The organism is Deinococcus proteolyticus MRP (genome assembly GCF_000190555.1).
GTDB classification, from domain to species: Bacteria; Deinococcota; Deinococci; order Deinococcales; family Deinococcaceae; genus Deinococcus; species Deinococcus proteolyticus.
In genome coordinates this window covers 106,422-132,624 of record NC_015162.1, presented here as the reverse complement: position 1 = coordinate 132,624, position 26,203 = coordinate 106,422, and the positions used below count along the sequence as shown (strand labels likewise).

Annotated in this window: 36 protein-coding genes and 2 pseudogenes; 8 read left to right on the top strand and 30 right to left on the bottom strand. The window is 58.3% G+C overall.

From position 1 onward, the window contains the following. Nucleotides 1–58 precede the first annotated feature (58 nt). From DEIPR_RS12380 to DEIPR_RS12345, 8 genes are read right to left on the bottom strand one after another with little or no spacing between them, the layout of a single operon-like run. The gene (locus DEIPR_RS12380; protein ID WP_013615921.1) at nt 59–1,195 is read right to left on the bottom strand and encodes a type IV pilus twitching motility protein PilT; all 1,137 of its coding nucleotides are present in this window, start codon (nt 1,193–1,195) and stop codon (nt 59–61) included. Beyond that, nucleotides 1,192–3,828: a GspE/PulE family protein gene (locus tag DEIPR_RS12375; RefSeq protein ID WP_013615920.1), complete on the bottom strand. Its 2,637-nt coding sequence runs from the start codon at nt 3,826–3,828 to the stop codon at nt 1,192–1,194. Before DEIPR_RS12375 ends, DEIPR_RS12380 begins: the two co-directional genes overlap by 4 nt. 12 nt (nt 3,829–3,840) lie before the next feature. After that, nucleotides 3,841–4,314, bottom strand: a complete 474-nt coding sequence (locus DEIPR_RS12370; RefSeq protein ID WP_013615919.1) for a DUF2227 family putative metal-binding protein — start codon at nt 4,312–4,314, stop codon at nt 3,841–3,843. Then, nucleotides 4,314–5,045 (bottom strand): hypothetical protein, encoded by a 732-nt coding sequence (locus tag DEIPR_RS12365; protein ID WP_013615918.1) that lies wholly within the window; start codon nt 5,043–5,045, stop codon nt 4,314–4,316. The genes DEIPR_RS12370 and DEIPR_RS12365 overlap by 1 nt, the downstream gene beginning before the upstream one ends. 14 nt (nt 5,046–5,059) lie before the next feature. Next, nucleotides 5,060–5,467, bottom strand: a complete 408-nt coding sequence (locus tag DEIPR_RS12360; protein ID WP_013615917.1) for a hypothetical protein — start codon at nt 5,465–5,467, stop codon at nt 5,060–5,062. Beyond that, the gene (locus tag DEIPR_RS12355; protein ID WP_013615916.1) at nt 5,436–5,798 is read right to left on the bottom strand and encodes a hypothetical protein; all 363 of its coding nucleotides are present in this window, start codon (nt 5,796–5,798) and stop codon (nt 5,436–5,438) included. Before DEIPR_RS12355 ends, DEIPR_RS12360 begins: the two co-directional genes overlap by 32 nt. Continuing rightward, nucleotides 5,795–6,142, bottom strand: coding sequence for a prepilin-type N-terminal cleavage/methylation domain-containing protein (locus DEIPR_RS14670; protein WP_013615915.1), 348 nt, complete (start codon nt 6,140–6,142; stop codon nt 5,795–5,797). Before DEIPR_RS14670 ends, DEIPR_RS12355 begins: the two co-directional genes overlap by 4 nt. Beyond that, complete coding sequence (locus tag DEIPR_RS12345) at nt 6,108–6,566, bottom strand: hypothetical protein (RefSeq protein ID WP_013615914.1); 459 nt, start codon at nt 6,564–6,566, stop codon at nt 6,108–6,110. The genes DEIPR_RS14670 and DEIPR_RS12345 overlap by 35 nt, the downstream gene beginning before the upstream one ends. 75 nt (nt 6,567–6,641) lie before the next feature. On the opposite strand from DEIPR_RS12345, the gene DEIPR_RS12340 reads away from it, so the two are divergent. After that, a complete protein-coding gene (locus tag DEIPR_RS12340) occupies nt 6,642–8,222 on the top strand; it encodes an MBL fold metallo-hydrolase (RefSeq protein WP_013615913.1) in 1,581 nt (526 codons plus the stop codon). Here DEIPR_RS12340 and DEIPR_RS14920 read toward each other — a convergent pair. The 9 genes from DEIPR_RS14920 to DEIPR_RS12295 all read right to left on the bottom strand — a co-directional run bounded on the left by DEIPR_RS14920 (nt 8,185) and on the right by DEIPR_RS12295 (nt 13,664). After that, nucleotides 8,185–8,559, bottom strand: a complete 375-nt coding sequence (locus DEIPR_RS14920; RefSeq protein WP_483459026.1) for a hypothetical protein — start codon at nt 8,557–8,559, stop codon at nt 8,185–8,187. The two genes, DEIPR_RS12340 and DEIPR_RS14920, sit on opposite strands and share 38 nt — an antisense overlap. A gap of 166 nt (nt 8,560–8,725) precedes the next feature. Continuing rightward, nucleotides 8,726–9,484: an endonuclease NucS gene (nucS, locus tag DEIPR_RS12330; protein WP_148231995.1), complete on the bottom strand. Its 759-nt coding sequence runs from the start codon at nt 9,482–9,484 to the stop codon at nt 8,726–8,728. 28 nt (nt 9,485–9,512) lie between these two features. Continuing rightward, nucleotides 9,513–9,842, bottom strand: coding sequence for a DUF6283 family protein (locus DEIPR_RS14665; RefSeq protein ID WP_342626733.1), 330 nt, complete (start codon nt 9,840–9,842; stop codon nt 9,513–9,515). Between the two features lie 174 nt (nt 9,843–10,016). Further along, on the bottom strand, nt 10,017–10,802 hold the full coding sequence (locus DEIPR_RS12320; RefSeq protein WP_013615910.1) for a hypothetical protein: 786 nt from the start codon (nt 10,800–10,802) through the stop codon (nt 10,017–10,019). 30 nt (nt 10,803–10,832) lie between these two features. Next, on the bottom strand, nt 10,833–11,270 hold the full coding sequence (locus DEIPR_RS12315) for a hypothetical protein (RefSeq protein ID WP_013615909.1): 438 nt from the start codon (nt 11,268–11,270) through the stop codon (nt 10,833–10,835). A 99-nt stretch (nt 11,271–11,369) separates the two neighbouring features. Then, nucleotides 11,370–11,795 (bottom strand): hypothetical protein, encoded by a 426-nt coding sequence (locus DEIPR_RS12310; protein ID WP_013615908.1) that lies wholly within the window; start codon nt 11,793–11,795, stop codon nt 11,370–11,372. A gap of 31 nt (nt 11,796–11,826) precedes the next feature. Continuing rightward, nucleotides 11,827–12,825: a hypothetical protein gene (locus DEIPR_RS12305; protein ID WP_013615907.1), complete on the bottom strand. Its 999-nt coding sequence runs from the start codon at nt 12,823–12,825 to the stop codon at nt 11,827–11,829. Further along, a complete protein-coding gene (locus DEIPR_RS12300) occupies nt 12,813–13,163 on the bottom strand; it encodes a hypothetical protein (RefSeq protein ID WP_013615906.1) in 351 nt (116 codons plus the stop codon). Before DEIPR_RS12300 ends, DEIPR_RS12305 begins: the two co-directional genes overlap by 13 nt. A 27-nt stretch (nt 13,164–13,190) precedes the next feature. Further along, complete coding sequence (locus DEIPR_RS12295; protein WP_013615905.1) at nt 13,191–13,664, bottom strand: hypothetical protein; 474 nt, start codon at nt 13,662–13,664, stop codon at nt 13,191–13,193. Nucleotides 13,665–13,718: 54 nt separating this feature from the next. Between DEIPR_RS12295 and DEIPR_RS14900 the strand changes: the two genes are divergently transcribed. Then, nucleotides 13,719–13,928, top strand: a complete 210-nt coding sequence (locus DEIPR_RS14900) for a competence protein CoiA family protein (protein ID WP_148231994.1) — start codon at nt 13,719–13,721, stop codon at nt 13,926–13,928. A 39-nt stretch (nt 13,929–13,967) separates the two neighbouring features. Continuing rightward, on the top strand, nt 13,968–15,056 hold the full coding sequence (locus DEIPR_RS12290) for an IS701 family transposase (RefSeq protein WP_013615904.1): 1,089 nt from the start codon (nt 13,968–13,970) through the stop codon (nt 15,054–15,056). A gap of 129 nt (nt 15,057–15,185) precedes the next feature. Here DEIPR_RS12290 and DEIPR_RS12285 read toward each other — a convergent pair. After that, a protein-coding gene (locus tag DEIPR_RS12285; RefSeq protein WP_126352280.1) for an IS1 family transposase occupies nt 15,186–15,886 on the bottom strand; the annotation gives its coding sequence in 2 pieces (ribosomal slippage) (nt 15,186–15,652 and nt 15,652–15,886; 702 coding nt in all). Nucleotides 15,887–15,967: 81 nt separating this feature from the next. Between DEIPR_RS12285 and DEIPR_RS12280 the strand changes: the two genes are divergently transcribed. Both DEIPR_RS12280 and DEIPR_RS12275 read left to right on the top strand, forming a co-directional pair. Beyond that, nucleotides 15,968–16,213: a DUF2171 domain-containing protein gene (locus DEIPR_RS12280; RefSeq protein ID WP_013615903.1), complete on the top strand. Its 246-nt coding sequence runs from the start codon at nt 15,968–15,970 to the stop codon at nt 16,211–16,213. A 65-nt stretch (nt 16,214–16,278) separates the two neighbouring features. Beyond that, complete coding sequence (locus DEIPR_RS12275; RefSeq protein ID WP_041223109.1) at nt 16,279–16,611, top strand: YnfA family protein; 333 nt, start codon at nt 16,279–16,281, stop codon at nt 16,609–16,611. A 1-nt stretch (nt 16,612) separates the two neighbouring features. Here DEIPR_RS12275 and DEIPR_RS12270 read toward each other — a convergent pair whose 3' ends face one another. From DEIPR_RS12270 to DEIPR_RS12240, 7 genes are all read right to left on the bottom strand, one after another. Continuing rightward, nucleotides 16,613–16,876: a hypothetical protein gene (locus DEIPR_RS12270; protein WP_229839129.1), complete on the bottom strand. Its 264-nt coding sequence runs from the start codon at nt 16,874–16,876 to the stop codon at nt 16,613–16,615. Between the two features lie 154 nt (nt 16,877–17,030). Continuing rightward, nucleotides 17,031–17,432, bottom strand: coding sequence for an ArsR/SmtB family transcription factor (locus tag DEIPR_RS12265; RefSeq protein WP_013615900.1), 402 nt, complete (start codon nt 17,430–17,432; stop codon nt 17,031–17,033). Continuing rightward, nucleotides 17,429–18,097 carry an SCO family protein gene (locus DEIPR_RS12260; RefSeq protein ID WP_013615899.1) on the bottom strand — a complete coding sequence of 223 codons (669 nt, stop codon included), beginning with the start codon at nt 18,095–18,097 and terminating at the stop codon, nt 17,429–17,431. Before DEIPR_RS12260 ends, DEIPR_RS12265 begins: the two co-directional genes overlap by 4 nt. Next, entirely contained in the window at nt 18,094–18,999 is a 906-nt protein-coding gene (locus DEIPR_RS12255; protein ID WP_013615898.1) for a cation diffusion facilitator family transporter, read from the bottom strand. The genes DEIPR_RS12260 and DEIPR_RS12255 overlap by 4 nt, the downstream gene beginning before the upstream one ends. Further along, nucleotides 18,992–19,258, bottom strand: a complete 267-nt coding sequence (locus DEIPR_RS12250; RefSeq protein WP_013615897.1) for a glutaredoxin family protein — start codon at nt 19,256–19,258, stop codon at nt 18,992–18,994. The genes DEIPR_RS12255 and DEIPR_RS12250 overlap by 8 nt, the downstream gene beginning before the upstream one ends. 15 nt (nt 19,259–19,273) lie before the next feature. Further along, nucleotides 19,274–19,873 (bottom strand): methyltransferase family protein, encoded by a 600-nt coding sequence (locus DEIPR_RS12245; protein ID WP_013615896.1) that lies wholly within the window; start codon nt 19,871–19,873, stop codon nt 19,274–19,276. 1 nt (nt 19,874) lies between these two features. Beyond that, nucleotides 19,875–22,061, bottom strand: coding sequence for a heavy metal translocating P-type ATPase (locus tag DEIPR_RS12240; RefSeq protein ID WP_013615895.1), 2,187 nt, complete (start codon nt 22,059–22,061; stop codon nt 19,875–19,877). Nucleotides 22,062–22,108: 47 nt separating this feature from the next. On the opposite strand from DEIPR_RS12240, the gene DEIPR_RS12235 reads away from it, so the two are divergent. Continuing rightward, a complete protein-coding gene (locus tag DEIPR_RS12235) occupies nt 22,109–22,759 on the top strand; it encodes a DsbA family protein (protein WP_013615894.1) in 651 nt (216 codons plus the stop codon). Nucleotides 22,760–22,921: 162 nt separating this feature from the next. On the opposite strand, the gene DEIPR_RS12230 is transcribed toward DEIPR_RS12235, so the two are convergent. Further along, nucleotides 22,922–23,341, bottom strand: coding sequence for a transposase (locus DEIPR_RS12230; RefSeq protein WP_229253602.1), 420 nt, complete (start codon nt 23,339–23,341; stop codon nt 22,922–22,924). A gap of 67 nt (nt 23,342–23,408) precedes the next feature. Between DEIPR_RS12230 and DEIPR_RS12225 the strand changes: the two genes are divergently transcribed. Next, complete coding sequence (locus DEIPR_RS12225; RefSeq protein WP_083801594.1) at nt 23,409–23,708, top strand: transposase; 300 nt, start codon at nt 23,409–23,411, stop codon at nt 23,706–23,708. 47 nt (nt 23,709–23,755) lie between these two features. After that, nucleotides 23,756–24,037 carry an IS3 family transposase gene (locus tag DEIPR_RS14895; protein ID WP_083801593.1) on the top strand — a complete coding sequence of 94 codons (282 nt, stop codon included), beginning with the start codon at nt 23,756–23,758 and terminating at the stop codon, nt 24,035–24,037. On the opposite strand, the pseudogene DEIPR_RS14660 reads toward DEIPR_RS14895, so the two are convergent. From DEIPR_RS14660 to DEIPR_RS12200, 4 genes and pseudogenes are all read right to left on the bottom strand, one after another. Beyond that, nucleotides 24,012–24,317 (bottom strand): annotated as a pseudogene (locus DEIPR_RS14660) (IS701 family transposase); the annotation flags it as partial. The gene DEIPR_RS14895 and the pseudogene DEIPR_RS14660 sit on opposite strands and share 26 nt — an antisense overlap. 47 nt (nt 24,318–24,364) lie before the next feature. Then, nucleotides 24,365–24,823 (bottom strand): transposase, encoded by a 459-nt coding sequence (locus tag DEIPR_RS14890; RefSeq protein WP_169310664.1) that lies wholly within the window; start codon nt 24,821–24,823, stop codon nt 24,365–24,367. A gap of 32 nt (nt 24,824–24,855) precedes the next feature. Further along, on the bottom strand, nt 24,856–25,224 hold the full coding sequence (locus tag DEIPR_RS12205) for a winged helix-turn-helix domain-containing protein (RefSeq protein WP_169310663.1): 369 nt from the start codon (nt 25,222–25,224) through the stop codon (nt 24,856–24,858). A gap of 161 nt (nt 25,225–25,385) precedes the next feature. After that, a pseudogene (locus tag DEIPR_RS12200) lies at nt 25,386–26,162 on the bottom strand (transposase); the annotation flags it as partial. Between the last annotated feature and the right edge of the window lie 41 nt (nt 26,163–26,203).

Here is a 26,203-nt window from a genome sequence, read left to right as displayed (position 1 = left end):
CGACAAAAAAAGAGGCGGTTTCCCGGCCTCTTTTACTTCATTAAGACTTAATGTTTTATCACTGTTTGGCAAACCGAAATGGACTCGCGGTGCCGGGGGTGCTCCGCAGAGCGGACTGCAGGCGGTCGAGGGCCATGGATTTGGCGCGTGCCGTTTCGTCGGTGATCAGGTTCTCGCGCACGCCGAGGGCCAGTTGCTGGTCCATCAGGATCTGCCCAGTCTCCCTGTTGCTGGTCATGAAATCGTAGTAGTTGTTTTCCGTGGCCGCAGGATTGCGGATATGCCCCCGGATGGTGTCCGTGACGGTCATGATTTCCAGAGCCACCTGACGGCCCTTGTCCTTGCGGGGCACCAGCTGCTGCGTGACCACACCGACCAGTGAGGCAGCCAGCTGCGTGCGAATCTGGTTGGCTTGGTCCGAGGGCATGGCGTCGATGATGCGGTTGATGGATTTGGGGGCGTTGTTGGTGTGGACTGTCGAGATGACCAGGTGCCCGGTCTCAGCGGCAGTCATGGCCGCTGCGATGGTTTCGGGGTCACGCATTTCGCCCACGAGAATGATGTCAGGGGCCTGGCGGAGCACACTTCTCAGCGCATTGGCAAAAGACTGGGTGTCGTTGCCGATTTCGCGCTGTTCGATGGTGCTTTTCTGGTCGGTATGCAGGAACTCCAGAGGGTCTTCGATGGTGATGATGTGTTTGCGGTACCTCTTGTTGATGTGATTGATCAGGGCGGCCAAGGTGGTGGATTTTCCGGAGCCAGTCGGGCCTGTGACCAACACTAAGCCGCGTGGCTGCTCGACCAGTGCCTTAAGAAAAGGAATGACGGTCAATGCGTCCAGCAAATTGAGGTCTTCAAGCTCGGGCGGCTGCGGAGCAATCGGACGGAAGGTCATGAACGGTCCACTCCGCTGAAAAGCGATGTTAACGCGGAAGCGGTGGTGGTCCGTGCTGAGCTGTAAGTCCGCTTCGCGGCGCTCCAGAAATTCTTCATAACGGTCGTTCAGCAAACTGGCCGCCAAGTCTTTGAGATCCTGGATGGTAGGTGCCGCTGCATCGTCGGCATTGTAGGGATGCCACTCACCGTTCAGCCGCATCAGTGGAAGCGACTGGTGTTTCAGAATGATGTCCGATGCGCCCTGTTCTACGCCTTCTTCTAGGATGGCTTCAAGCATGTCGAGAGTGATGTTGTTCATTCGGTGTCCTCTTGGAAGCTGATGGCTTTGGTGACTTCTTTCAGGGTCGTCAGACCCTGAGCGACTTTCAAAAAGGCGTCTTGCTGCAGTGAGATATGGCCCTGCTTGATGGCTTCGCGCAGCAGCTGATCGGTGGTTGCTCCCTGGCCGATCAGTTCACGAAGGGCCGGCGTGATCACCAACAATTCGTGAATCGGTACCATCCCCCGGTAGCCACGGTTGCAGTTGGGGCAGGGTTCGTCCGAGGCTTCCAGTATGGTCTCTGGCACCTCTTCTGTCAGCTTACTCACTATTTCTTTGAAATGGTCAGGGGCAGGTACGCTTTGGGCACATTTCTTGCAGACCCGCCGGACCAGGCGCTGGGCCAGGACTCCGCGAACAGAAGGTTCGATGTTGTAATCTTCAACCCCCAGGCTGCGCAGGCGCTGGATGGCGCTGGCCGCGTCGTTGGTGTGCAGGGTGGACAGCACCAGGTGGCCGGTGTTGGCGGCGGCGATGGCCGCTTTGGCTGTCTCGATATCCCGAATCTCGCCGAGCAGAATCACGTCCGGGTCCTGGCGCATGGTGCTCCGTAAGGCCGAGGCAAAGGTGAAGCCCTGAGCGGGATTGATTTGTGCCTGGTTGATTCCGGGCAAGCGGTACTCAATCGGATCTTCAATGGTCTGAATGTTCCGTTCTGGCGTGGCAATGCGCTTGATGGCCGAGTAGAGCGTGAAGCTCTTGCCGGAACCGGTTGGACCTGTGACCAGAATGATGCCCTCAGGTTGGGTGATCATCTTTTCGAATTTTTTAAGGTTGCGGGCCGAGAGGTTGAGATTCTCGATTTCCGGGATTTCGGCTGCTTCCTTGAGCAGTCGGATCACCACTTTCTCCATGCCGTCATGCTGGGGCAGTGTAGAGACGCGGAGGTTGATGGTCCTGTTGGCATCAAGTTTCAGATGAATGTTGTTGTCCTGTGGGATTCGGTTGTTGTTGGGGTCCATCCCGGACATGTTCTTGATCACGCGGATGATGTTGCCGGCCAGATTTGCAGCGATGGGCTCAGTGTCCAGAGTGGTCAGCTGCTTATCGATACGGTAGCGAATCAGCAGCCCCTGGGCGCTCTGCTCGAAGTGAATGTCCGAGGCCCGGTTGTTGACGCCGGTGATGATGGCCGTCTGGACATAACGGCTGACCGCATTGTCCGCGGTCGTGCTGAGGTCTGCGGCGATGGCCTGGGTGCGTCCCTCCAGCGTCTCGTGCATCTCGCGTGTGACGCTGGTGGTCGTGTAAGCCTCCGTGATCAGGCGCTTGAACGTCGTGGGATCGGTGACCCGCACCTCTACGTTCCTGAAGCTGGTGCGCTCGATGACCTTGTTGCGAATCAGGCTCTCACGTGCCGGAGTGTCGCTCAGGACCACGAAGGTTTCGCCTTCCTGGCTGTACGGGAAGGCATGTTCCGTGCGCACGGTGTGCTCGTCGAGCAGGTTCAGCACTTCGGCTTTGGGCGGATTCAACGTGACATCGACGAAAGTCAGGGTGTGGGCGAGTGCTCTGGCCCGGAACTGCTGTGATTCCGATATGGCGCCTTCCCGGTAGAGCTTGATATCGATGTTCGGATTGTTCAGTTCGTTCATGTCGAATTCAATACCCAACTCCATAAGTGCCTGACCTATGGTGATGATCTCTGGCTTCTTTCGCCGTGCGGTCAGGTTGGCTTTTTTCGGAGGCTCACTGGCCTGCGAGACGAACCGTGGTAGCGGCTGGTCCTGTTTGCCTGTCTCCTGCGAAGCCGTCGGAGTCGCCACCGTCGGTATCGACGGCTGAAGCTCAGGTTCAGGTTCGGGGATCGGTGCTGGCTGCACCTGTGGTTCCGGACTGCGGGTCACTTCAGTCACATGTGGCTTGGCAGGAACTGGTACAGCTGCTGGTGCCGTTACAGGTGCTGGTGCCGGTTCAGGTGCTGTCACAGGAGCCGGGGCAGTTGCTGCTTGTTCGGCTTGCTGTAGGACAGGCGCAGCAAAGACACGTTCTTCCGGTTCAGCTGCAGCTGCCTGTGCTTGCTCCTGTGCCTGTGCTTGCTCCTGTGCGAGAGCCAGTGCGGCGTAGTCCACCGGCAGCCCCATTTCCGCTTCAGCTTCTACTTCCGCTGGACTTGCCTTCACTTCCTGCACGGGTGCCGTGATGAAGGGGCTGTCCGCTTTGCGAGAAACCGCTTCTCTGGGCTCTGCCGTGTTCGGGACCACTGGTTCTGGTTCATCATCCAGCGTTTCTAACACTGGCGCCTTGATCCAGGCTGGTTCTTCCGTTTCAAATGTTCGTGACTTTGTGGTCAGGTCCTTTTCATAGATAAAGGCCTCGACATTCGGCTGAAAGGGATTGGGGCTCGCCAGAATCGTTTGACCGTCTTCGGTTCTGGCCTCGACAATCTTCAGATCCTTATCCACGAAACGGAGTACGTCATGAACCACAGGAATCCCGTAGTCCTTGAGGGCGCTTTCCATCTTCTCGTTAAGCCCCACATCGAAACCGCGCTCCAGAAGAACAAAGCTTTGCTCTTCTACGCTAAGTTTTTTTTCGTTGCCTTTCAATCGAACTCTTGGTTTATCCCAAAAGCCGGTCAGGTATTTCTTCAGGTGTTCTTCAAATGTCATTGTGCATGCCTCTTACCAACGTTTATGGTCTTTCATCGAGTAGCCGTCCATCCACAGGTGGAGCCAGTAAGCCAGAAGATAACCTCCAAGTACAGATGGAAATTGAGTGAGGGCATTTGGCGGGATTTCTATATTCCAATGAATTCCTGAATTTACCATTACCCAATACACTGCCGCACAGAGAATCAAGAGAATACTGCTGAAATATATTAGCAGTAGTGTTGGACCTCGCAGGAATGTATGGGTGATGCCACGGTGCTTTACAAAATAGCCCAGGGGATACCATAACCCACCCAGCAGGCCCCAGTTTTTCTCAGCGTTGGTGCGGACCTTTCCGGAGAGGTCAAGGTCAGGTGTAATCAGGAATGTTCCCAGTGCACCGCCTACCATGAAGCTGGTCATGTCTGCGCCTGCAGCGGTACCAAGCAGGTATGCGCCGGCAAGTGCACCCAGATTGGCGGCGGTATGTACTGGTCCGTTTGGCATCAGGGAATCACAGCCTCAAAGATTTTGTTCTGTGTGCCTTCCTGGTATGGCCAGCTGAGGGTGATCGGTCCCTGGCCCTGACGGGTGGTGATCACGCCGTAGCCGGTTTGACTGGCTTCGATCTGGTGCATGGGCACCGGGCCTGCTTCCAGGCGTATCTGTTTGCCGGCTGCGCTGGCCATCAGCGCAAGTTCATTGATCTTGACGGTCTGGTCTCCTGCCCTGATCTGAAACAGCAGGCTGGTATTTTCAGGCGGTCCCACCCGCTGAACTGTGAACGTGGCGTCCTGAGGATCGGCTGGTTGTGTGGCGTCCTGAGCCGCAGGCTGCGTCTGCGCTGGTGCTGCGGTACCGGCCAGGGCCGGCGTAGGGAGCACTGGTGCAGGTTGCACAGTGACGTTCAGGATGCGCCCAGCCTGGTTGCGGTTCAGCGTGACACGCCAGGTGTAGACCTGCCCGCTTTCAGTTTTGACCATCATCGGTGTTTCGCCGTAGTTGCTTAGACCGGCAATAATCACGTGGCTGCCGTCTACCTGGCTTTCGATGATGCCGGCGCGGGTGGTGGTCACAGTTGTCACCGGTTCCGGAAAGTTCAGGACGCCCAGCGCACCGCTGCCCATTTCAAGCAACTGGTAGCTGGCCTGATCGCTGCGGACAGTGGTGTTCAAGTCCGCCTGTGCGAATGCGGGACTGACAGTGAATAGGCTTAGGGTGAGCAGGATTTTTTTCATAGCACCTCCGCTTCCTATACTGAGTGCGAATCTGGTTGGTTCGGGAGGAATACCGGCAGCATTCCAATGCATGAGCACACCAGATTTCCCCTGACCAGCTCGCGGCGCAGCGTGTCCTCAATGATGTCTCTGGGCAGCTTCTGGTAGAGCTGCAGTGCGGGGATGGTCCTGTGACGGCGGATGCCGAGCAAGATGGCCTGCTCGGTTATGCGGTCCGTGCGGTGGCTGCGGCTGTGGAGGCTCAGGATCTGACAGTGTGAGTCCCGGTCACTGCCGCGCTGGATCAACCCCAGCTCGGCCAATTTGAGCACCTCATTCTCGGCCTCAGCGAAGCTCCAGCCGAGATGGCGTGCGATCTGAGTGACGTTCATGGGCTTCTCGAAAAGCAGTTCAAAAATAATCAGGCTGTGAATGCTGGACATGCTGCTCCAGACCACCTTCCAGGTGAGGGAAGATGTTCTTCAGGAGCAGTTCCTGGAACAGGGCGTTGGCGGCGTAAGGGGACAGGGCATGAACCTCGCGGTACAGCGGGAGAAATTTTTTATGGGGCAAGTAGGCGTCGATTTCGAAGTTGTCGAACAGGTATCTTCCGCGCTGGATGGAGAATGTACCGAGGCCGCGTGTCAGGAGGAGCAGGCCCACGGTGATGGCAGCGGCGGCCAATTCACTTGCTTCCGCTTCTTCCACGCCGTAGCTGGCTATGATTTCTTCCTGTAGACCTCTGGTGGCGATTTGCGCTTGTGCGTCGTTCATGGGGCTGCCTTTCTCAGGGTTTCAGTGAATGTTTCCCCGGAGCTGTCGGTCAGGGTGATGGTGTAGGTGCCGCCGCTTTCGGTAATGGTGTTGACGGTCAGTGGGCTGGCGCTGGTGCCCACCAGATCGGTGCAGCTTGCAGGCAGGGTGAGTTCACCGCTGTGAAAGTTGCGTTTCTGCTCGGCGGCGTTCAGGCAGGTGGCCAGGTAGTCGCGGGTGGCGTTTTTCTCCCCACTGCGCCGCGCTCCCGACAGGTTTGGAATAAGAACGGCCGCCAGCAGGCCGATAAGGCCGATGACAATCAGCAACTCAGTCAGGGTGAAGGCTTGGATTCGTGTTCGCATGGCGCTCCTTACGGTAGATGTGGTACTGCGAGATGAACGGGGTGAAGATGATGCGGTCAGGTGCAATCAGGATAGGAACTTCCAGCGTGAACCGTGGTCTGACCAACACCAGATGTCCCCACCACTGTGTTTTGTACCGTGGCGCGTAGCGAATGATCAGATCTATTCGGTCGGTCAGCCGGTACTTGCCACTGCTCTCGCGTTCCTTGAGCCATTTTCCGGGAGATTGTGGTCCGGTCTTCCAGATGTCCTGTTGCCGGCTATACCAGTAGCCTCCCAGCGCCAGGGGCCACAGCAAGGCCCCTAGGGTGAGGCTGATGACGGCCTTGGCTCCATGCACAGACTGACGGCTGAAATGCAGTTGTGTCAGACCGATGACGGTGATCGACAGGCCGATTAAGAAGTAGACGGTAAACCAGAACATAGAAGCCTCCCCTTCTCAGAGATTGGTTCCCCTTATGGTGCCTGCAAATCCGGTTGGTTCAGTCACACTGAGGGCATGGACTTCTCCTTTACAGGCCTGGGGGGTACCGATGAGGTCGGGGCCAGTTCCTACCTTTATCACTTCACGGAAGGCCGGCTTCTGATTGACGCTGGGCTACGCCCAGGCATGATTGGAGACGCGGCGCTGCCCCAGCTGGATGTTCTGAATGATGCGCCGCCGGGCGCGGTCATCCTGACCCATGCCCATCTGGATCATGTCTCGGCCCTGCCGGTCGTGCTGCGCCGGTACCCTAAGCTCCATATCTACTGCACCCCTGCCACGGCCCACCTTGCAGCCTTGACGCTTGCAGACAGTCTCAGGATCATGGAGGCACAGGGGCAGATGCTGTACTCCCCGGAAGACATGAAGCGCACCTTTGAAGCGTTCCGACCTGTCGAGTATTTCCAGCGCATTGCTGATCACGGGTTTGCCTTTACGCTCTACCCCAGTGGGCATCTGCTGGGTGCCGCCAGCGTCCTGATCGAGTCCAGCGCGGGGACCGTGTTTCACACCGGCGATGTCAGCAACGTGTCGACGCCGGTGGTGGACGCCGCCTGGATGCCCCCCAGAAAGACCCACGCTGTAGACGCGGTGGTCAGCGAGGCCACGTACGGCGATACCCTGCTTCCGGCCCGGAAAATACAGGTTCAGGCGTTCATGCATGGTGTCGCACAGGTGGTTGAAGGTGGCGGCCGGGTGCTGATTCCGTCGTTTGCCCTGGGCCGGGCGCAGGAGATTGTGCAGCTGCTTCATGGGGGCATGGTGAGTGGCATCATCCCTGAGGTACCACTTTATCTCGATGGCATGGTCCGCACCGTCACGGAAGCCTACCAGGACATGCTTCCGTTGCTGCCCCAAGCCCTGCGGAACCGGGTGAAGACGTCGCAGCAGCCTGCATTTTTCACGGGGACAGTGGAGGCGGTTCAATCGGCCAAGGACCGTGAACGGATTCAGCGCAGTGATAAGCCGGCGGTGGTGATTGCTTCCAGCGGAATGCTGCACGCAGGAGCCAGCCCTAGCTACGCCCGTGCGTGGTTGCCCGACTCCGGCAACGCCTTGTTTGTGGTGGGCTATCAGGACGGGGAGTCCCCTGGACGCCGGCTGCTGGAGCTGCAGCAGGGCGGAGAAGTCCTTCTTCCGGACCAGAACGGGTTCTCAGCTGTCTCAGCGTACGCCCGCATCGAGCGGTTCTACCTTTCGGCTCATTCTGATCAGGGCGGTCTGCTGAGTATGATTGCTCGGTATGACCCAAAAAAGGTGCTGCTCACCCACGGTGAAGCGGCTCCGAGACGTGCCCTGGCCGGCTTCCTGAAAACCCGTGATGTGGCCTTGCCCGCGGCGGGGGAGATGGTGTCCTTGCGGGCGCAGCCCAAGCGGAAGGTGGAGTTCATTCCACCTGCGACCCCTCAGCAACCGAGAAAGCAGCGGCACCGCAGGGTCAAGGTGGACATGAATTATGATGCCGATCACCACGTCCTGGTGGTGCAGCTGCCTGACAATATTCCTGGGAACCTTTTCGGAGATGGTGAGTACACCCTGGAAGTGCTGCGTGGCAAGCTCACCAAAGTCCAGTTGACGCAGCGGATGACCGAATGAACGCCCGCCCCTGAGTGTCAAAGCGTGCGGCGTCAGCCCGCTGGACAGGGACCCCATTTCCAGTGTGGAAGGCTTCGTCCTTGTACGGGTCGTAGTACAAGCGTTCAGGGCAATGTTGTTCGTCCTGGCTTGCACTCAGCTGGCCGGTCAGCCACGCATGAACAACTTTATGCCGAGTTCGGCGGACCCGGTCGCGGCCTGCAGGCTGGACGGTCATGGTGACATTCGTGAGGGTGATCTCATCAGTATGTCCGACCACTTTGCCACCTTGACGTAGACTCCAGCAGCGGCGGGTGAGGTTGCGGTACACGGTTACGGGTTGGTCAGGATTGATCATGCTCGGCCATACCCCGCCAGGGGAGGGAGGCATGAGCGTGCGTCCGATACGCACGCTGAATCATTCAAGAATGCCCTTCGGGGCGCAATAGCAGGCTGCAGTTCGCGCAATTCGGTTGCTTTCGGTTGCTAGACGTGTGCGAGCCAAAAGTATTAAAACGTGAATGCTATTCAAATAGAGTTGGACTTACATCTTTCTTAATAGATGGCAGGGCTTTAATTTCCTTAAACTCTAATTTTCTAGCCTGGAGTTCTAAAAGAGCTGGTTTGGTGATATCTGGGGCTGCAAGGATACCTCTTACTTCACTTCCCGCTGGCAAAGCCAACTGGATGGATCGGACGTACCTTGCAAGCTGAGACACGGCACTCTGGGTTGCCCGCGCCCGTTTTAATTCTACAACGACGTATCGACCAGTAGAATCACGTGCATATAAGTCAATACCTCCAGAACTAACCATCAACTCCCGTTCAAGAACAATAAGACCAGGCTCAATAATTTCTGGATGATGTGCTAGTACTTCCTGCATCTCAGACTCACTTCCTTGAAGGATGAATCCACCTTCCTCGGCAAGAATGAATGCTTGGGCGATGACAGTCTCTAAAAATGTGATTCGAACCAGTTCTTCGGGTCGATGCCGTAACGCTGTGAGGACGCATTCTCCATTCTCTACACGGGCATAGATCTCATTAGTTTTAGGCTGCCAATTCATGGGTTTGACCCCCTTACTCTTATGAATCTGAATGCTACCGTCTGGCTTAATGATCGTAAGGTAACTGCCTTGATCAGCAGTGCTTGCTGCGCGACCGTGATACTGAACCTCGCTTAGACCAATGATTTGAGTCAATATATTTTGCTGGTGGACATGTTCGTTGATGAACTGAGCCAGTTCTTCAGGGGTATGTTCGGTGGATTGGGTACGTAACATTCTGAGTAGATTCCTTATCGAGCACAGGTCAGTCCCGGCAGTCTGCCAGGACGGGGTCATCCGGACTGACGCCGTTCGCTACGGCCATCGCCCGGTAAGAGTTATGGAGTTCAAGGCCGCCATCATGGACGTGACCAATCTGCCCCTGGATGTATTTGAGTCTGACAGACAGATTATGGTCTGCGCCGCGCAGCAGGAAGCCCGCGCAGATTCTGGGGTTCTCCGCACCGGCGCTGTGACAAGCAAAAGTGTGCTGCGCCATGTCGTACGCAGTGCCAGCAGAATGGCGAAAGGCCTGGGCAGGAAAGACTCCTACGGCGTCCACCCGCCAGGGGCAATCAGGGCAAGGGCTGGTCATGTGGCAGGGGCCGCTGCCCTGGCCTGTGATGGTGACGACCTGGTGGCCAGGGCCTGCAGGGCGAATACGGGTAACTTTGGGCATGCCTTTCTATTTGCCGTCAGGCGAGGGACCGTCCTGCTGCCCGTAAGGCGGTGTATTTCGGGAGGCATACCCTCTCTTCCCTAACACACATTAGGGAATACTCTCATCCATATCGTCCAAGCCAGCCCAGCCGGCGTCCCCAAAAGGCTCCGATTGTTCCAAGGGTTGCATTTGCTCCAGTCCCTGCCCTGGTTCTTCCACCTCTGTGCGCCGGCGCGTGACCCAGGCCTCCTCCTCAGGGTCCCAGGTGTACTGCTGATGCCCCCCGCGCCAGCAGAGGTAATGCGGCGTGACCTTCAGGTCACTGAGGTCCACGGGAGGTCGCGTCCATCCCGGCATCAGATGGTCAACCGTGCAGACGACATCCCACTCGCTCAGGAGCGATGACCACTCCCTCAGAGGCCAGACCTCACGTACATGGACAATGCGCACATGCGGGCCAAGAATGTGCTGCAGGCTTAACTGGCCCCCGCACAGACCCGTATACTCCTTGGTCTCGATGACCTCCCGCACCGGCTCCAGCAAGAAAGGTTCGGGTGCGGCGCCCACGGCCTCCCACAAGACATCCACCAGATCATTCAGCTCGGCCCACCTCCACTCCGTAGGCTGACCCGCTGAGGCCGGCAGCGTCCCGCCGATAAACTGACCTTCACAGGTCAGGTAGATCACGGACTTTTCGCCCTCAGGGTCCTGGGCGACATGCAGACGCAACAGCTCACGCGGAATGTAAGCGGCAAGCTGACGGACCAGCGGAAGACGCAGCACCTGTTCAGGCGTTACGGGCGCGTGCAGTTTGTGCGGCACCCGCAACAGTTCTCTCAGTACTTTGCGCTGGTCACGGTCGGGAATGACATGTGTGGCTCGTTCGTAACTCATGCCCTCAGTGTGCGTGCGAATCTGGTTGGTTCAGCCCTCTTCCTCCTCACTCGCCTGCAAATGCCGCCGCATCCTCCCGCTCAGTTTCCCCAGCTGCGGGCTGAGCTGACCCAGCAGCCCCGCCAGCCCCTCAACGTCCGAAGGCAGCGCCAGCACAGTGAAACTCTCCGCCTCCGGAATCAAAAAGCGTGCCGGAACCGTTTGCCAAGCATCACCCGGGTGCCCACGCCACTGGCCCTGCACACCCGCCGAATCCTGCACCAACTGGAACTCACCCCCAGAAACAGCCTCCCGCGTCAGCACCGGGACCTCGCCCGCCGCCGCTTTCAGCCTGGCCCCGACCTGATGGGCCATTACCAGCCGTTCGTCCAGCATCCGGACCGGCTGCCCGCCCAGGGCACCCAGCACCGCACTCTTCAGGTCTTCGATGACCGAAGCAGCCTCTTCGTATAGAGATGGATTGTTCATAGGTTCTCCTCAGTGATGATCAAGTGGTATTTGGGGGTACCTGTACCCCTCGGCAGCGTTTCGAGGCCCCTTCTCGTCCATTCTGTGGGCAAGAGGATTTCAGGCTGTGTGGGACGCATGTTTTCGGGTGACGATTTCCGCAAGCAGCTGCTCGGCCCACCGCGTGAGCTGGGAAACCAGCTGGGGCGTGCCCAGCAGACCGGCAAGTCGCCCCGCGAGCTGCTTGGCATCAGAAGCCATGCCAGCCGACACGTCACGCCCAGTCTCCTCTTTCAAGACCACTGCTCCGTGGTGTATTGAAACCGTGGTCAGGACCAGGGCACGCAGCAAGGTCAGCAGGTCTTCCAGCATGAAGTGGTTGGCGCGACTGGGAAGTGTACAGGCACGTCCGAGAAGGTCCATCAGCCGCAGCACCCTGCCCTGCTCATCCTCTGCTTTGGTGCCGTGCACCTGGTCATAGATGCCCAGCGCGAGAAACATCAGGGTGGCGTCCTCAGGAGTGAATTCCTGCCGCAGGGGTTCCATACCTCTTAGCGTGCCTGCGAATCTGGTTGGTTCAGTCCCCAATCTCGCGCAGGTACGCCTGCTGATAGGCGATGGTCTCTTTCAGCCCCGGTGCGTCCGGGCTTTCGCGGCGCTCTACCGCTTCCCGCAGCCTTGCGCGGTGCCGTTCGAGCAACGCCCGTTCTTCCGCACCATCAGGCTCGTACCCCTCCAGGTCCGCAAGCATTTCCTGCAGTGTCGTCTGCTGGACCTGTTCAGCACTGGCCAGCGTGGACGTGCCGTCCAGGCGCAGGGCGTGCGGTTGCCAGCGGCTGCGCCACAGTCTGTTCAGGACGTCCCGTTCCCAGGCCGTGATAGACCCCTTCAGGTCACTGTAGCGGGAAAAATCGTAAGGCACGCCGTCCGCCAGGGCGCGGAACACAGGCGTGTGGCGGCGGTAACTGCGAATCTGCAGGTACAGTAGCGCGCCCAGCGGGAGCAGCAGCAGCAGGGTCAGGGTGCGCTCCGGAGCATCTTTGGTCACCATCCCATACCGGAAACAGACCAGCAGCATCAGCGCTGCAAGGCCCGCACCCAGCAGGTAGGGCCAGCGGTGATGCAGGTACATCCGGCCCGGCGACCAGTGCTGAAGCGTCAGGGCGTCCATGTACCGGGCGAACTCGGTGTCCAGCAGCACGCTCTGCTCCCACCCGGCCTGCAGGCCTGAAGCGGTAGCACTGATGACCGGGAAGTGACGCGGTGCGAACTCCGCAAGCGGCAGCTCCAAGTCCCATTCCTGTGGCCTGATGGGCATCACTTTGCCGTGTTCCTCGTTCCAGCCGAAGACGTAGCCACCGCGCAGGATGCCGGCTGAGAAGTGGCCGCTGCTTTCCCCCCGTGCGGGAACCCGGTAGAAGACCAGCCGGTCGCCACGCCGGAAGCCACGCTGCAGGGCAGGAAGCTCCGGCAAGAGGGCGTCAGGGGCCGGTGTGAATTCGCTCTCAAGGATCTCAGGCCAGGCGGCCTGCAGCTCCGGGTACAGGTCTGGCGGAAGTTCTGTCAGGTCGTACATGGCTGCACCTGCTTTCCGCTGCGCTCGGCCCACAGCAGCGCGGGCAGTGCACAGGCGGCGAGCACCACACCGGGAAAGCCGCCAGTCGCGGCAACGACCACGCAGACCAGGACGCTGTAGCCCATGGACAGGCGGCGGAGCTTGCGGGCGGCAGCGGCGTCCTTCACTGCAGGCAAGCAGAAGCGCCGCAGCAGGATGCCGCTCAGCGCGACCCACAGCAAGAAGGCGTGAGGTGGGACCAGAGGCGTCAGTGTTGCCGCGGTCAAGGTGGCGAGCGTGAGGAGCGGGCCCAGGGTGAGGATCTGGAAGCCGCGCCGGGGATTGGAGGGAGAAGTCATACCGCTTGCCTCACGCCCGCGTGAGGGTTATGCGCCCGCTTTGCGGGTGCGGGAACGTGCCGCCGGCTTGCTCTTGGCACCCCCCGGCTTGCTCTTGGCACCCCGGCTCTTGCCCAGCAGCTGGCCTTTTTCGTAACTGGCCTGCATTTTGGCCTGGGTTTCACGGGCCAGCGCGCCGAAGTCCACCAGTCCAGCGGCGAGGGTTTCTTCTGTGACCTTGACCTGTCCACCCTGGCGGGAGACGGCCAGGTCTTTGTTCTGCTCTTCGAACCAGGCTTCAAATTCAGGAGTCACTTCAAAGAGCATTTCTTTGGTGTCCTTCTGATAAGTGCCGGTCTTCCCACGGCGGGTGTACTGCTTGGGCATGGTGAAACGTTCACTGGGCAGGTTGATGGCCTTGATTTGCCCCGTCCGTACCGCTTCACGGAAACGCTTGATAAAGGTATCGCTGCGCTGTGGGTTCACGAGGGACTGCACTTGTTCACTGAGGCGTTTGTACATTGACTTAGAGTAAGGCTGTCTAACGCCTAGTTCAAGGTGGTGTATTCTTTTTCCATGCTGAGAGCGGTAATGCACCATCAAAGTCGCGTGTTGTCTTATGATGTGCTGCAGCTCAAAGCCAAAGGGCATTCTGCCGCGAGGATTCGGAGCGAGCAATGGTTTTGCCCGCACTGTAAGGGTCCCGTAGACCCGAAGTTGGGACTGGTGCGGGCGTGGCATTTTGCTCATGCGAAAGGACAGAGCTCAGAACTTGCACCTGCATAGGTAGCCAAAAGGCGCTCCCAGAGCTGAAAATCTGGAAGTGTGAATCAACCGGTTTCAGGGGAGCGCACCCGTATTTTCGCACAGCAGGTTCTGGGGATTCCAGAGACGCTGTACCAGCAGCGAAGCTTGCAAGCTTCGCTGCACCTCTTCCACAGTCCAGGTCAGAAGACCAAGTTCAGCGAGGCTGAGGGAGTCAGCCCCAGTGCACTCAGCCGTTTCTTCAACATCTACGACTGGGATTCAGACCGCTGCTGGGAAGAGATGCAGGACACCCAATGGCGCATGTTGCTGGACGCAGCTCGCCACAAACGCAAACCTCGATTGCGGCTCAGTGTGGACCTGACCACGGTGGAAAAGGTGGGCACCCAGCTGCCCTACGTCAGTGTTTATAACGGCAGGCACGGCATTCACCTGGTGGTCCTGTTTGCCGAGTACGGGGAACTGAAGTTCCCCATCTCCTACCGGGTCTACCAGGGCAAGCACACCAGCACCCCAGTCACGCTGGCCCTTGATCTGTTGGAAGAGGTACCAGACTTTGTGAGGAAGCGCTTTCAGGTCTGTGTACTGGCGGACAGCGGCTTTGAGGCCGCTGTCTTTCTGGAAGGTGTGCAGCGCCTCGGTTTCGAGTTCGTGGTGGGTGTGCGGAGCAACCGACGCACGGATCATCCTGGGCGGGTGACAGTGGCGGATTGTCCGCACGGAGGGTATGTCAACCTTGCCAATTGGCCTCTGGAAACGCTGTCCCTGGGGAGGATGGACCGGGGGGACCGCGAAGAATTCGCGGTGTCATCCGAGCTGTTAGAGGGGAATGACATCCTGGCCGAAGGAAAACGGCGCTGGGCGCTGGAATCCTTTTTTAAGGAGGGAAAGCATCAGTTTGGGTTGGCGCAGTTCGCGCTGCGAACTGCCAGAGGTCTGGACCGCTGGATTCTGATGGTCTTCCTGGCCTTCACCCTGACGACGCTGCACCACTCAGAGGACCTGACCTTGAAGGAAGCTGCACGCTTGGCTCTCTACGCCTTGTTCCCCGAAGTCAGGCTCAACCACCTGCTGGGCCAGCTTCGAAAAGAGCAAGAATTCCTGCGCCAGCACGGCTATTCGCTTAGCTATGCAAGGTGCAAGTTATGAGACTGGCCAAAGATATGCCCTGAGGAGTTTTCAGACATACTTTAACCCCATCACTGAGCTATACCTGTAAATCTGTTCAGGCATAAAGCGAATTAACGCCTGCCTCATGGGATAGGGGTAGTGGCTGCATCAACGTGACAAGTTGTAACGATGCAAAGCCAGAGTCAGGCTGGCTTCGAGCATTTCATCCGTCTTTGAGAAAGACAACGACTTACGAACGAGCCGACCCAACCGCTGTCTCAGCGTGCAGTTAAATCGTTCGACGTGATTCGTTTCTCCCTTCCGGGTCAGCCGCTTTACTCCCAAGAGTGGCTCATCATAGGCTCGCCACAGATCGGTGCAAAACGTCCCTTTCAGCCGCTGCTCAAGGGACAACGGTAAGCGCTCCCAGAGCTTGAACGCTGTTTGCTCACTCCTGTCACCCAGGACCCAGGCCAGCACCCTGCGGGTGCTGCGCTCCAGAGCAATCCAGAGCCACCTTGCCTGTTTTTTCTTGGCAACGAAGGTCCACATTTCATCCAACTCAACGATGACTTCTTCTGGAGGCGTGAGGCAGACCGGTACGGTCTGCCTCACTTCACAGGCCCCTTTTTTATCCACCGAATCACGGTGTTGCGGTGTACCCCAAATACGCGCTGCACGCCTCTGAGACTCATCCGTTCGTGGACGGCATCGAGAATCTGTTGTCGGGTCGCTTCACTGTGGGCTACAGGGCGAGCTTCCGGGTGGAAGCGACGACCACATTCCTTACACAAGTAGGTCTGGGTGCCATTTTTGGCCTTCCCATTTTTGACAGTACGTTCACTTTGACAGGCTGGACACTCCGGCATCCTGTTAGTAAATCACGTCTTTACAGCCACTACCGGGATAGGCAATGGCCGCAGTTACGCTCAGGACACAGGAGGCACCATATGACCATGGGAGACCAGATCAAGGCAGATATGCCCATCCTCTGCGCCGACGGCAACGAACACGGTAAAGTTGACCACCTCGACGGCGAGTACATCAAGATTACCAAGGACGCTCATGGACAGCATCACTGGCTCCCCCTGAGCACAGTTGACCATGTTGACCAGCATGTCCACCTGAAATTGAAGCATGAAGAAGTGAAGCAGCAGATGCTCAGTGAAGACCCGCATCCTGAACACCGCAAGTAAAATAATTGCCAGAAACGAAGAAGGCATCCAGAACGGGTGCCTTTTTTGCTGCTATGGTCAGACTGATGCTGAAGTCCGTGTTGCTGTTCCTGCTGGCTGGTCTCGCAGAAATCGGCGGCGGTTATCTGGTGTGGTTGTGGCTACGCGAGGGAAAAAGCATCTGGCTGGGCGTGCTGGGTGCACTGATTCTGGTGCTGTACGGCATTTTGCTGACCTTGCAGCCGCAGATTCTGGATTTCGGTCGGGTGTACGCAGCGTATGGCGGTGTTTTCATTGTGCTGTCGCTACTCTGGGGCTGGCTGGTGGACGGCAGAACGCCGGATACTCCCAGTCTGGTCGGAGCTTTTCTTGCCCTGCTGGGCGCGGCTGTGATTGCCTACTGGCCCAGAACTGTCTGATTTACTTGCCGCTCAGGGTAATCAACGTGTCCTGCCCGTCCGCTACAGCGGTGTAAAACAGCTCAGCCGGGGCATTGCGGCCCATGAACACCGAGTAGTGGTTCGGCCCTTCGATTTCGTCCTCCAGTTGGGCGAATCCGGCTTGTTTCAGTGGTTCGATGAGTGACCGTGGCTGCCAGCCCTGTATACGGTACTGCTCGACGCGGGTTTGTCCATCTCTGACTTCCTGGCGGTAGGACGGGGACTGCGGACACTGGGGTTTCATCCCAGCAGGCACGGCAAAAAGACCGTTCCAGACGGTTCCCTTCCTACCAATGCAGTACAGGGCGGTTTGCCAGTGACCTATGGTTTGCCACCAGGCGTAGGCCAGCCCTGCGGTCAGGACAATGGCCGCCAGTAACCACAAAACAGAGCGCCGCTCACTCGCGCGCATGTTCCAGGGCGCTGCGAATGAGCGTGGTGACGTGTTCGTCGGCCAGGCGGTAATACACTACCCGGCCCTCTTTACGAAAGGCCACCAGCCGCCCAGTCCGCAGCAGGCGCAACTGATGGCTGACCGCACTTTCGCTGATGCCCACCACAGAAGCGAGATCGCAGACACACAGCTCGGTGGTCTGCAGTGCGCTCAGGATTTTTAGCCGGGTCGTGTCGCCCAGCAGTTTCAGGAAATTGGTGGCCTCAGTGGCGCAGCGTTCATCCGGCAGAGCTGACTTTGCCAGCACGACAGCTTCCGGGTGAACACAGGCCACCTCGCAGACATCGGCAGATTGGGTGGTCGGTGCAGTCACCAGAGCATTGTAAGGCGTTGCACGCAGGCTCATTCCATCACCGCCAGCACATCCTGCGCCACCCGCCTGGTATTGGTATTCACCTGGGTGTAATCCCAGACCAGGCGCAGCTTGCCTGCCTTGTCTACCAGGTAGGTGCCAGTCGTGTGACTGACCTCGTATTCACGCGGCCCTTTCGACTCACTGTACTGATACCCTGCCCCCCACGCTTTGGCTGTTGCGGACAGTTGCGGTTCAGGAATTCGCATCCCTTTGGCCTGCGGATTGAAGAATTTGACGTACTCGTTGATACTTGCCACCGTGTCGCGCTTGGGGTCAACGGAAACCAGCAGCGGCACGAAGTCAGCCTGTTTGTCTTTCGGCAGAGCCTGCCGCACCCGTTCCAGCGCCGCCAGCGTCGTCGGGCAGAAATCCGGGCAATGCAGGAAGCCAAAAAATACCGCCACTGTCTTGCCCTTCAGGTCGCTCAGAGCCAGTGGCTGACCGTCCTCACCTGTTCCGGCCAGCGTGGGCGCGGGCGTTCCAGCAGCATAGGCCGTGCCGTACAGCGACAAAGGATTCCTGACTTTGGTATAGAGCAGAGTGCCACCCAGCACCGCTGACACGGCGAACAGGGCCAGCGTCGCGGACTTTATCCAGGAGCGGGGTTGGTGGGCTGGTTCTGGAGGGACGGGAGGCGTTGTATCGTTCTGGGTCATGGGTGAAGCTCCATATGGCTGCCCGTGTGAAAGCCGGGTGCTTCCATCTGCACGGTGACATGCTCAATCTCGTACTTCTCGGCAATTTCGCTTACTTCAGCAGTCAGGTTTGGGCCAGGGTCAGCACTTACGAGGTGAACGGTCAGGTTATTCTCCCCGCTGGTGACGCTCCAGACGTGCAGGTCATGGACTTCCTGCACGTCTGGCAGGGCCGCGAGTTCGGCGCGGAGGCTATCCAAATCCAGACCGTCTGGCACGCCTTCCAGCAGCACATTCACGCTGGCCTTGAGCAGTATCCAGGTGCGGGGTAGCACCCACAGGCCGATCAGTGCGCCCAGCACCGGGTCAATCCAGGTAAGGCCCGTCAAGCGAATCAGAATAGCCCCGATGATGACCGCCACCGAGCCAAGCAGGTCGCCCATCACTTCCAGATACGCCGATTTGATGTTCAGGCTGCCTTCGCTGCCGCCCACCAGCACGCGGGCGCTGATGATGTTCACGATGAGGCCCAGGGTCGCCACAATCAGCATGGAAGTGGTCTGCACGGCCACGGGTTCGGTCAGGCGTTTGTACGCTTCAAAGAGGATGTAAAACCCGATAGCAAACAGCGCCCCAGCGTTCAGGGCCGCCGCCAGAATCTCGGTGCGGCGATACCCGAACGTGCGGCGTTTATCTGCGGCCCGCTGACCCATCCTGATGGCGAAGAGGGACAGGGCCAGGGCGGCCACGTCGGTCAGCATGTGTCCAGCGTCCGAGAGCAGCGCCAGACTGCCGGACAGGATGCCGTACACGACTTCCACCACCAGAAAAGTTCCAGTGAGGGCCAGCGCAATCGTGAGTTGACGGGCGTTGGCGTCCTTGCCGTGACTGTGGCCCCCACTGTGACTGTGACCTTCAGCCATGATTTTGAGCCTCAGCCAGTGCCGCCAGAATCTGTGGCCGCTGCTCATCGAAACGCCCGTAGAACGCCTGCTGACCGATCATGGTGACTGGGGCGATGCGCACGCCGTCCGCTCTGAGTTGCATTTCCGCCAGGGCTTCAGGATCGCCGCGCACGTTCTTCTCGGTGAACGGCACGTTCTCGCGCTTCAGCAAACGTTTGATGGCCTCGCAGTCGGCGCAGTCAGGAACAGTGTAGAGGGTGACTTCCAGATTCTTCATTTGGTTCTCCAGTCGTTAAAGCCAGCGGCGCACCTGCTGGCGGTAAGTGTCGTACTGTGCGCCGTGCAGGCTTCCCAGGTGCGCTTCTTCCAACCGAACCTGCACCTGCATCAAGACCTCCCCGGCAATGAATACAGCCAGGGTTGCGGCGTTGGGCAGCACCAGGAACAGACCCAGCAGGTTCACACGCATGCCCAGAAAAATAGGATTGCGGGACAGAGCAAACGGGCCACGCTGGATCAGTTCGGTTCTGTTGTTGCGGTCAATGCCGATCCGCCAGGACGCGCCCATTGCCCCCTGCGCCACCGCGATCCACACCAGTGAAGCCAGCAGCAGCCCCCAGCCCAGCAGACGCAGTTCAGTGCGAATAAGGGGAACGATTGGCCCCAGCCAGGCCAACAGGTGCGGCGTGAAGGTAAACAGCAGCACCACGCCCAGCACGCCGAGCAGCACGAACCTCATGGCCCGCCCCACGTACCCGTGTGCCGAGTCATCAAAGGGGAGCACCATCGGGTTCACGCCCGTGGTACGCCACAGTTGCAAGCTGCGCCAAACGAACGCCACCGCGAAGTACAGCAGCATGTAAGCCAGGAGCATGAGGGAAGCGCTGTTCATATCAGGCACTCCTTCCTTTCCAGCGCAGCAATCTCAGAGCGTTGGCGGTGACGATGGCGGTTGCGCCCGTGTCGGCCAGAATCGCCATCCACAGGTTGGTGTAGCCCAGCAGAGTCGTCACCAGGAAAATGGCTTTCAGGCCCAGCGCGAAGGCGATGTTCTGCTTGATGTTCGCCATTGTATCGCGGGACAGGCCCACCAGCTCGGCCACCCCCTGCACTTTTTCCCGCAGCAAGGCGGCGTCGGCGGTTTCCAGCGCCACGTCGGTGCCGCCACCCATCGCAATCCCCACGTCCGAGCGGGCCAGGGCGGGCGCGTCGTTGATGCCGTCGCCCACCATCGCTACACCGCCATTGGCTTTGTACTGGTCAATCAGCTTCAGCTTGTCTTCGGGCATCAGTTCGGCCTGCACGTCCAGACCCAGACCGCTGGCAATGGCTTTCCCGGTACGCTGGTTGTCCCCGGTGAGCATCACCGTCTGAATTCCCAGGTTGCGAATCTGAGCCAGGGCCGCTTTGGCATCCTCGCGGGGTTCGTCGCGGATGGCGACAATGCCGATGACCTGCGCGGCGTCGTGCAGCACTACCGCCGTTTTACCGTCGCTTTCAAAGCGAGTGATGGTGTCCTGAGCTTCCGCACTGAACGTCGTGTGTTCGGCAGCGTACTTGGGCGAACTGACCGAGAGCAGGCGGCCTTCCACCCGTGCTTCCACGCCTTTCCCTTGCAGGGCGCGGGCTTCCGAAGCAGCGGGTACAGCAATATTCTCGGCTTTGGCGGCGTCGTTGATGGCTTTGGCGAGGGGGTGGCTGCTGCCCGACTCGACAGCAGCGGCCAGGCGCAGAACAGTAGCTCTGTCACCCACCACATTGGTCACTTTAGGCTTGCCAGCCGTCAGCGTTCCGGTCTTGTCAAAAGCAATGGTCTTGACTGTGCCAATACTTTCCAGCGCCGCGCCTCCCTTAATCAGCAGGCCGCGCCGGGTGCCCGCACTGATGCCACTGGTAATAGCGGCAGGCACGCTGAGCACCAGCGCACAGGGGCAGCCGATGAGCAGCAGGGCAATGCCTTTGTACAGCCAGGGATACCATTCCTGGCCCAGTAAAAGGGGTGGAACAAGGGCCGTCAACGCCGATACGGCCACCACGCCGGGCGTGTAATAGCGGCTAAAGCGGTCAATAAAGCGGGCGGTGGGGGCTTTGCTGCCCTCAGCTTCTTCCACCATATGGATAATCCGGGCGATAGTGTTGTCGTCAGCATCCTTGTCCACGCGGATGGTCAGCACGTTGTCGGTGTTGATGCTGCCTGCGTAGACATTGTCGCCTTCCCCCTTGCCGACGGGCACGCTTTCGCCCGTCACCGGGCTGTCGTCCAGACTGGAGCGCCCGGTCAGGATGGTGCCGTCAGCAGGAACCCGCGCCCCGGGGTTGACCTGCACGGTCTGACCGACTTGCAGCGAGTCGGCAGGGACTTCGCGCACTGCACCGTTTTCCAGCAGCAAAGCGGTCTTGGGAGCCAGGGCCGCCAGCGACTGAATCCCCGCCCGCGCCCGGCCCGCTGCGATGCCCTCTAGCAGTTCGCCCACCGCGAAGAAGAACACGACGACTGCACCTTCTGCCGCCTGTCCAATCGCCACTGCACCAATCGCCGCGAGGCTCACCAGCAGATTGATGCTGAAGTAATCCCCGAACCGCATACTTGCCAGAGCCTTCTTCGCCAGCGGCCACACACCGATGATGGTGGCGGCGATGTAACCCCACCTGGCGAACTGCGGCTCGATGAAGCTGAACAACCACGCCAGCGCCAGCAAAATCCCTGAGCTGACCACCAGCTTGCCCTGCCCTGTCTGATACCAGGGCTTGCCCCGGTCTGCCGGGTTGTCGTGGCTGTGCCCGTGCGCGTCGTGACCGTGTTCGGCGTGGTCATGGCCTTCATGGTCGGCATGGGCTGCAGGCGCAACTCCACCGGAAACCAGCGAAGGCGCGTAGCCCAGTGACCGCAAGTTGTTTTCCAGCGTGCTGCGGGGCGTTTGCGCTTCATCCAGCGTCAGGGCGAGCGTCTGCTTGCTGAAACTGGTTTTGACCTCGCCCGTACCGGGAAGCGTGCCCACCATCTTTTCCACTTTTGCCACACAGGAGGCGCAGTCCATTCCGTCCACGAAATAAGTGAGCTGGGTGCCGTGTACTCGCATGCCTCACTATACCTGAATAACTGCTCATGTGTTAAGCTCTGCAAGTAATGAACCGTCAAAACAACCGAGCGTTGCTCATTCTGACCCTGGCCCTGGCTGTTATCGCTGGCCTGCTGATGTTCAACCTTGCCAAACGGCCCAAGCCACAAAGCAGCGCCGCCATTTCTACCGAGCAACTGATTCGGCCTGACAGCCCTTTCCTGGGGCCTGCTGACGCTAAAGTCACCATCGTGGAATTCTTTGACCCGGAGTGTGAATCCTGCGCCGCTGTCGAACCTGCCCTCATGGACGTGATGCAGAAGTACAACGGCGAAGTGCGACTGGTAGCCCGCTACTTCCCGCTGCACAGTAACTCCACGCTGGCCGCAGGACTAATTGAAGCTGCCGCGCAGGACAGTGCTGACAAACGCTGGCGGATGCGTGATTACCTGTTCCAGAAACAACGCGAATGGGGCGAGCAGCAGACTGCACAGACTGATAAATTCCTGGACTACGCCGAGGACATGGGCCTAGACCGCAGCAAAGCCCAGGCCACGATGGAATCCGCTGCGGTGCGTGACCTGTTGGCCCGTGACCGCAAGGACGGGGAGGCCGTCGGCGTGACCGGAACACCTACCTTCTTCGTAAACGGTAAACCCCTCCCAGAACTGAGCCTGGAAGCGCTGGAAAATGCTATTCAGGAAGGGCTGAACGAGTAATCAGGAATCCATTTCATGTCCAGGCGTATAGCGACATAAGGGCGAAAGAACCCCTGATGTCTTTCAAAAATGGTCGTTTTCGCACGATTCTTGGCGACTCATAAATTACTCATCACAGATGGCGCAAAATCGGGTTTTCGCTAAAGTGTGTCTGAAAACTCCTCAGGGCATATCTTTGGCCAGTCGTCTTACCATCAAGCGAATCATAACCTCGTAGACGAGGTTTTCTGAGGTTTCCGGCAATGCTTCGTAATCTTTGGACATCCGCCTGGATTTACCTATCCAGGCGAAGGTTCGTTCAACCACCCAACGACGTTTCAGCACGACGAATCCTGCTGGCACCTCCACAAGTGGTGGAGGTGCGTCTTTTGGTGCCCAGGTACCCTGCCGCCCCGACCAAGGATGCTTGACGATTTCCAACGTCCAGCCCAAATGTTTTCTGATTTCAGCTCCCAATTTGCCGGTATATCCTTGGTCTGCCCAAAGATGTTGCATGCGTGGAAAAACGTTGGGCAAGTCTCGCAACAGGAGGATCGCGCCGGCGCGATCCTGATAATCCGCTTCATGTACCTTGATCGCCATGACGAGGCCCTGGGGTTAGTCCAGTTTTGAGTCGGTGCAGTTAAGCCTCACCATAGGAGGCAAGACCATGACGACCAGAAAGACCTACACTGCCGAATTCAAGCGTCAGGCCATCGAACTCGCTGCACGTGAAGATGTCGGCCCAATCCGTGCTGCACGTGACCTCGGAATCAGCCCCTCTGTGCTCTATCGCTGGAGACTCCAGGCTCAGAAGGCTGGGACAGCCGCATTCCCAGGTCAGGGTCGAACGACCCTGACGCCACAAGAGCAGGAAATCCAGCGGCTCCAAAAAGAAGTTGAGATTTTGCGTCAGGAGCGTGAAATCTTAAAAAAAGCAGCAGCCTTCTTTGCCAAAGAAAATCTCTAAGGTTCGCGTTCATCGCTGCTCACCAGGGTGAATATCGAACTGATGTCATGTGCAGAGTCCTGCAAGTGACGCCCAGCGGCTTCAGGAGCTGGCGAAGAAGGCCATTATCACCGAGAAAGATGGAGGACGAACATCTCAAACCGCTTGTTGAGGACATCCACCATCAGCATAAGGGGCGCTATGGAGCGCCCCGGATTCAGGCTGAACTGGCAGCCAAGGGTCATTACCACAGTGTCAGACGGATTGCTCGCCTCATGCGTGACCTTGGCCTGTACGGCAAAACTCGTCGCAAGTTCGTCAAACTCATAACTTGCACCTTGCATAGCTGAGCGAATAGCCGTGCTGGAGCAAGAATTCTTGCTCTTTTTGAAGCTGGCTCAGCAGGTGGTTCAGCCTGACTTCGGGGAACAAGGTGTACAGAGCCAAGCGTGCAGCTTCCTTCAAGGTCATGTCCTCTGAGCGGTGCAGCATGGTCAGGGTAAACGCCAAGAAGACCATCAGAATCCACCGATCCAGACCCCTGGCAGTTCGCAGCGCGAACTGCGCCAACCCAAACTGATGCTTCCCCTCCTTAAAAAAGGATTCCAGTGCCCAGCGCCGTTTTCCTTCGGCCAGGATGTCCTTCCCCTCTAAGTAGCTTCCAGGTGTAGATTGCATCATATTGCAATTCCCCAGTTGGCTCCACCAACTGCCCTTCGCAAATCTGTTTTGTTCTGGTAGTGGCGTTCTGGCAACTCTTGATATTTCAGGTGTCGCCACTGGGGCTCCATATCATTGAGTTCAGGGCTGTAGGCGGGGAGATGGGCGATGATGAGACCGAGGTCCTGCCACCTCTTCCGTTGCTGGTTCACTGCCGAGCAAGTGTGCACACTTGCTCGGTCCACAAGGACAACCGTAGGACATTCTGGATTCGCATCAGCAGCAAGAACCTCGATGAAATCCACAACGGCCTGACCTGTAGTATTTCCCTCTATCTCTCGGTAAAACACTGTTCCAGACCCATATTCCACAACTCCCATTAAGTTCAATCGGGCACGGATACCACGAGCTTTACTCGTGGGTACACGGAGGGGCTGCTGAATAGGTCGCCAGCTATAGGTATTGGGTTGAGTCAACCAAATAGCGGCTTCGTCGAGGAAAAGAAGTTTCAGGAGGCCGAACTTGGCCCCCTTTTTACCACTTCAAGGTTTTCCTTGAACCTGGCTTTTTCCTCTGGGTCAGCTTGTCCAGCAACGACGTAGCGGGTACGCTGCCAAGTCAGTCCCAGCTTATGGAGCTGGTCCGTAATAGCCGTGTGTTTGAGGTGTATGCCATGTTCTTGGACGAGATATTCACCCACTGTCTTGGCGGTCCACACTCGGTCATCTTGAGCAATCAGCCGTTTCAAATCTTCGCCAATCTCAGGCGTAATCTGACTCTTGCTTCCAGGGTGGATGCGCTCTTTGAGCGCATCTAGGCCACCTTCGCGGTAAAGGGTAATGACACGACGTACGCGGGTAGCAGTCAGGATACCCATGCCTGCAATCTTGTAGGAGGATAGTCCCTGGTGAGCATGCCAGAGGGCAAAGTACCGTTTGCGCTCACATGGAAGGACATCAGTCGAAAACATTAATTGCTGGAGCCGAGTTTCGTCTTCAGGAGTCAGTTGGGGGTCAAGTCGTCTGATGACTTAGTCTACACCCGGAAGCTACTTAACAGCTCGGACGACACCGCGAAGAATTCGCGGTCCCCCCGGTCGATCCTCCCCAGGGACAGTGTTTCCAGGGACCAGTTGGCGAGGTTGACGTACCCTCCATGCGGACAATCCGCCACCGTCACCCGCCCAGGATGGTCCGTGCGCCGGTTGCTCCGCACACCCACCACGAACTCGAAACCGAGGCGCTGCACACCTTCCAGAAAGACAGCGGCCTCAAAGCCGCTGTCCGCCAGTACACAGACCTGAAAGCGCTTCCTCACAAAGTCTGGTACCTCTTCCAGCAGATCAAGGGCCAGTGTCACCGGGGTGCTGGTGTGCTTGCCCTGGTACACCCGGTAAGAAATGGGGAACTTCAGTTCCTCGTACTCAGCGAACAGGACCACCAGATGAATGCCGTGCCTGCCGTTGTACACGCTGACATAAGGCAGCTGGGTGCCCACCTTTTCCACCGTGGTCAGGTCCACACTGAGCCGCAATCGAGGTTTGCGTTTGTGGCGAGCCGCGTCCAGCAACATGCGCCATTGGGTGTCCTGCATCTCTTCCCAGCAGCGGTCTGAATCCCAGTCATAGACATTGAAAAATCGGCTCAGTGCACTGGGACTGACCCCTTCAGCCTGGCTGAACTTGGTCTTCCGACCTGGACTGTGGAAGAGGTGCAGCGAAGCTTGCAAGCTTCGCTGCTGATACGGCGTCTCTGGAATGTCCAGAACCTGCTGTGCGAAAATACGGGTGCGCTCCCCTGAAACCTGTTTGTTCACACTTCCAGATTTTCAGGTCTGGGAGCGCTTTTTGTCTCCCT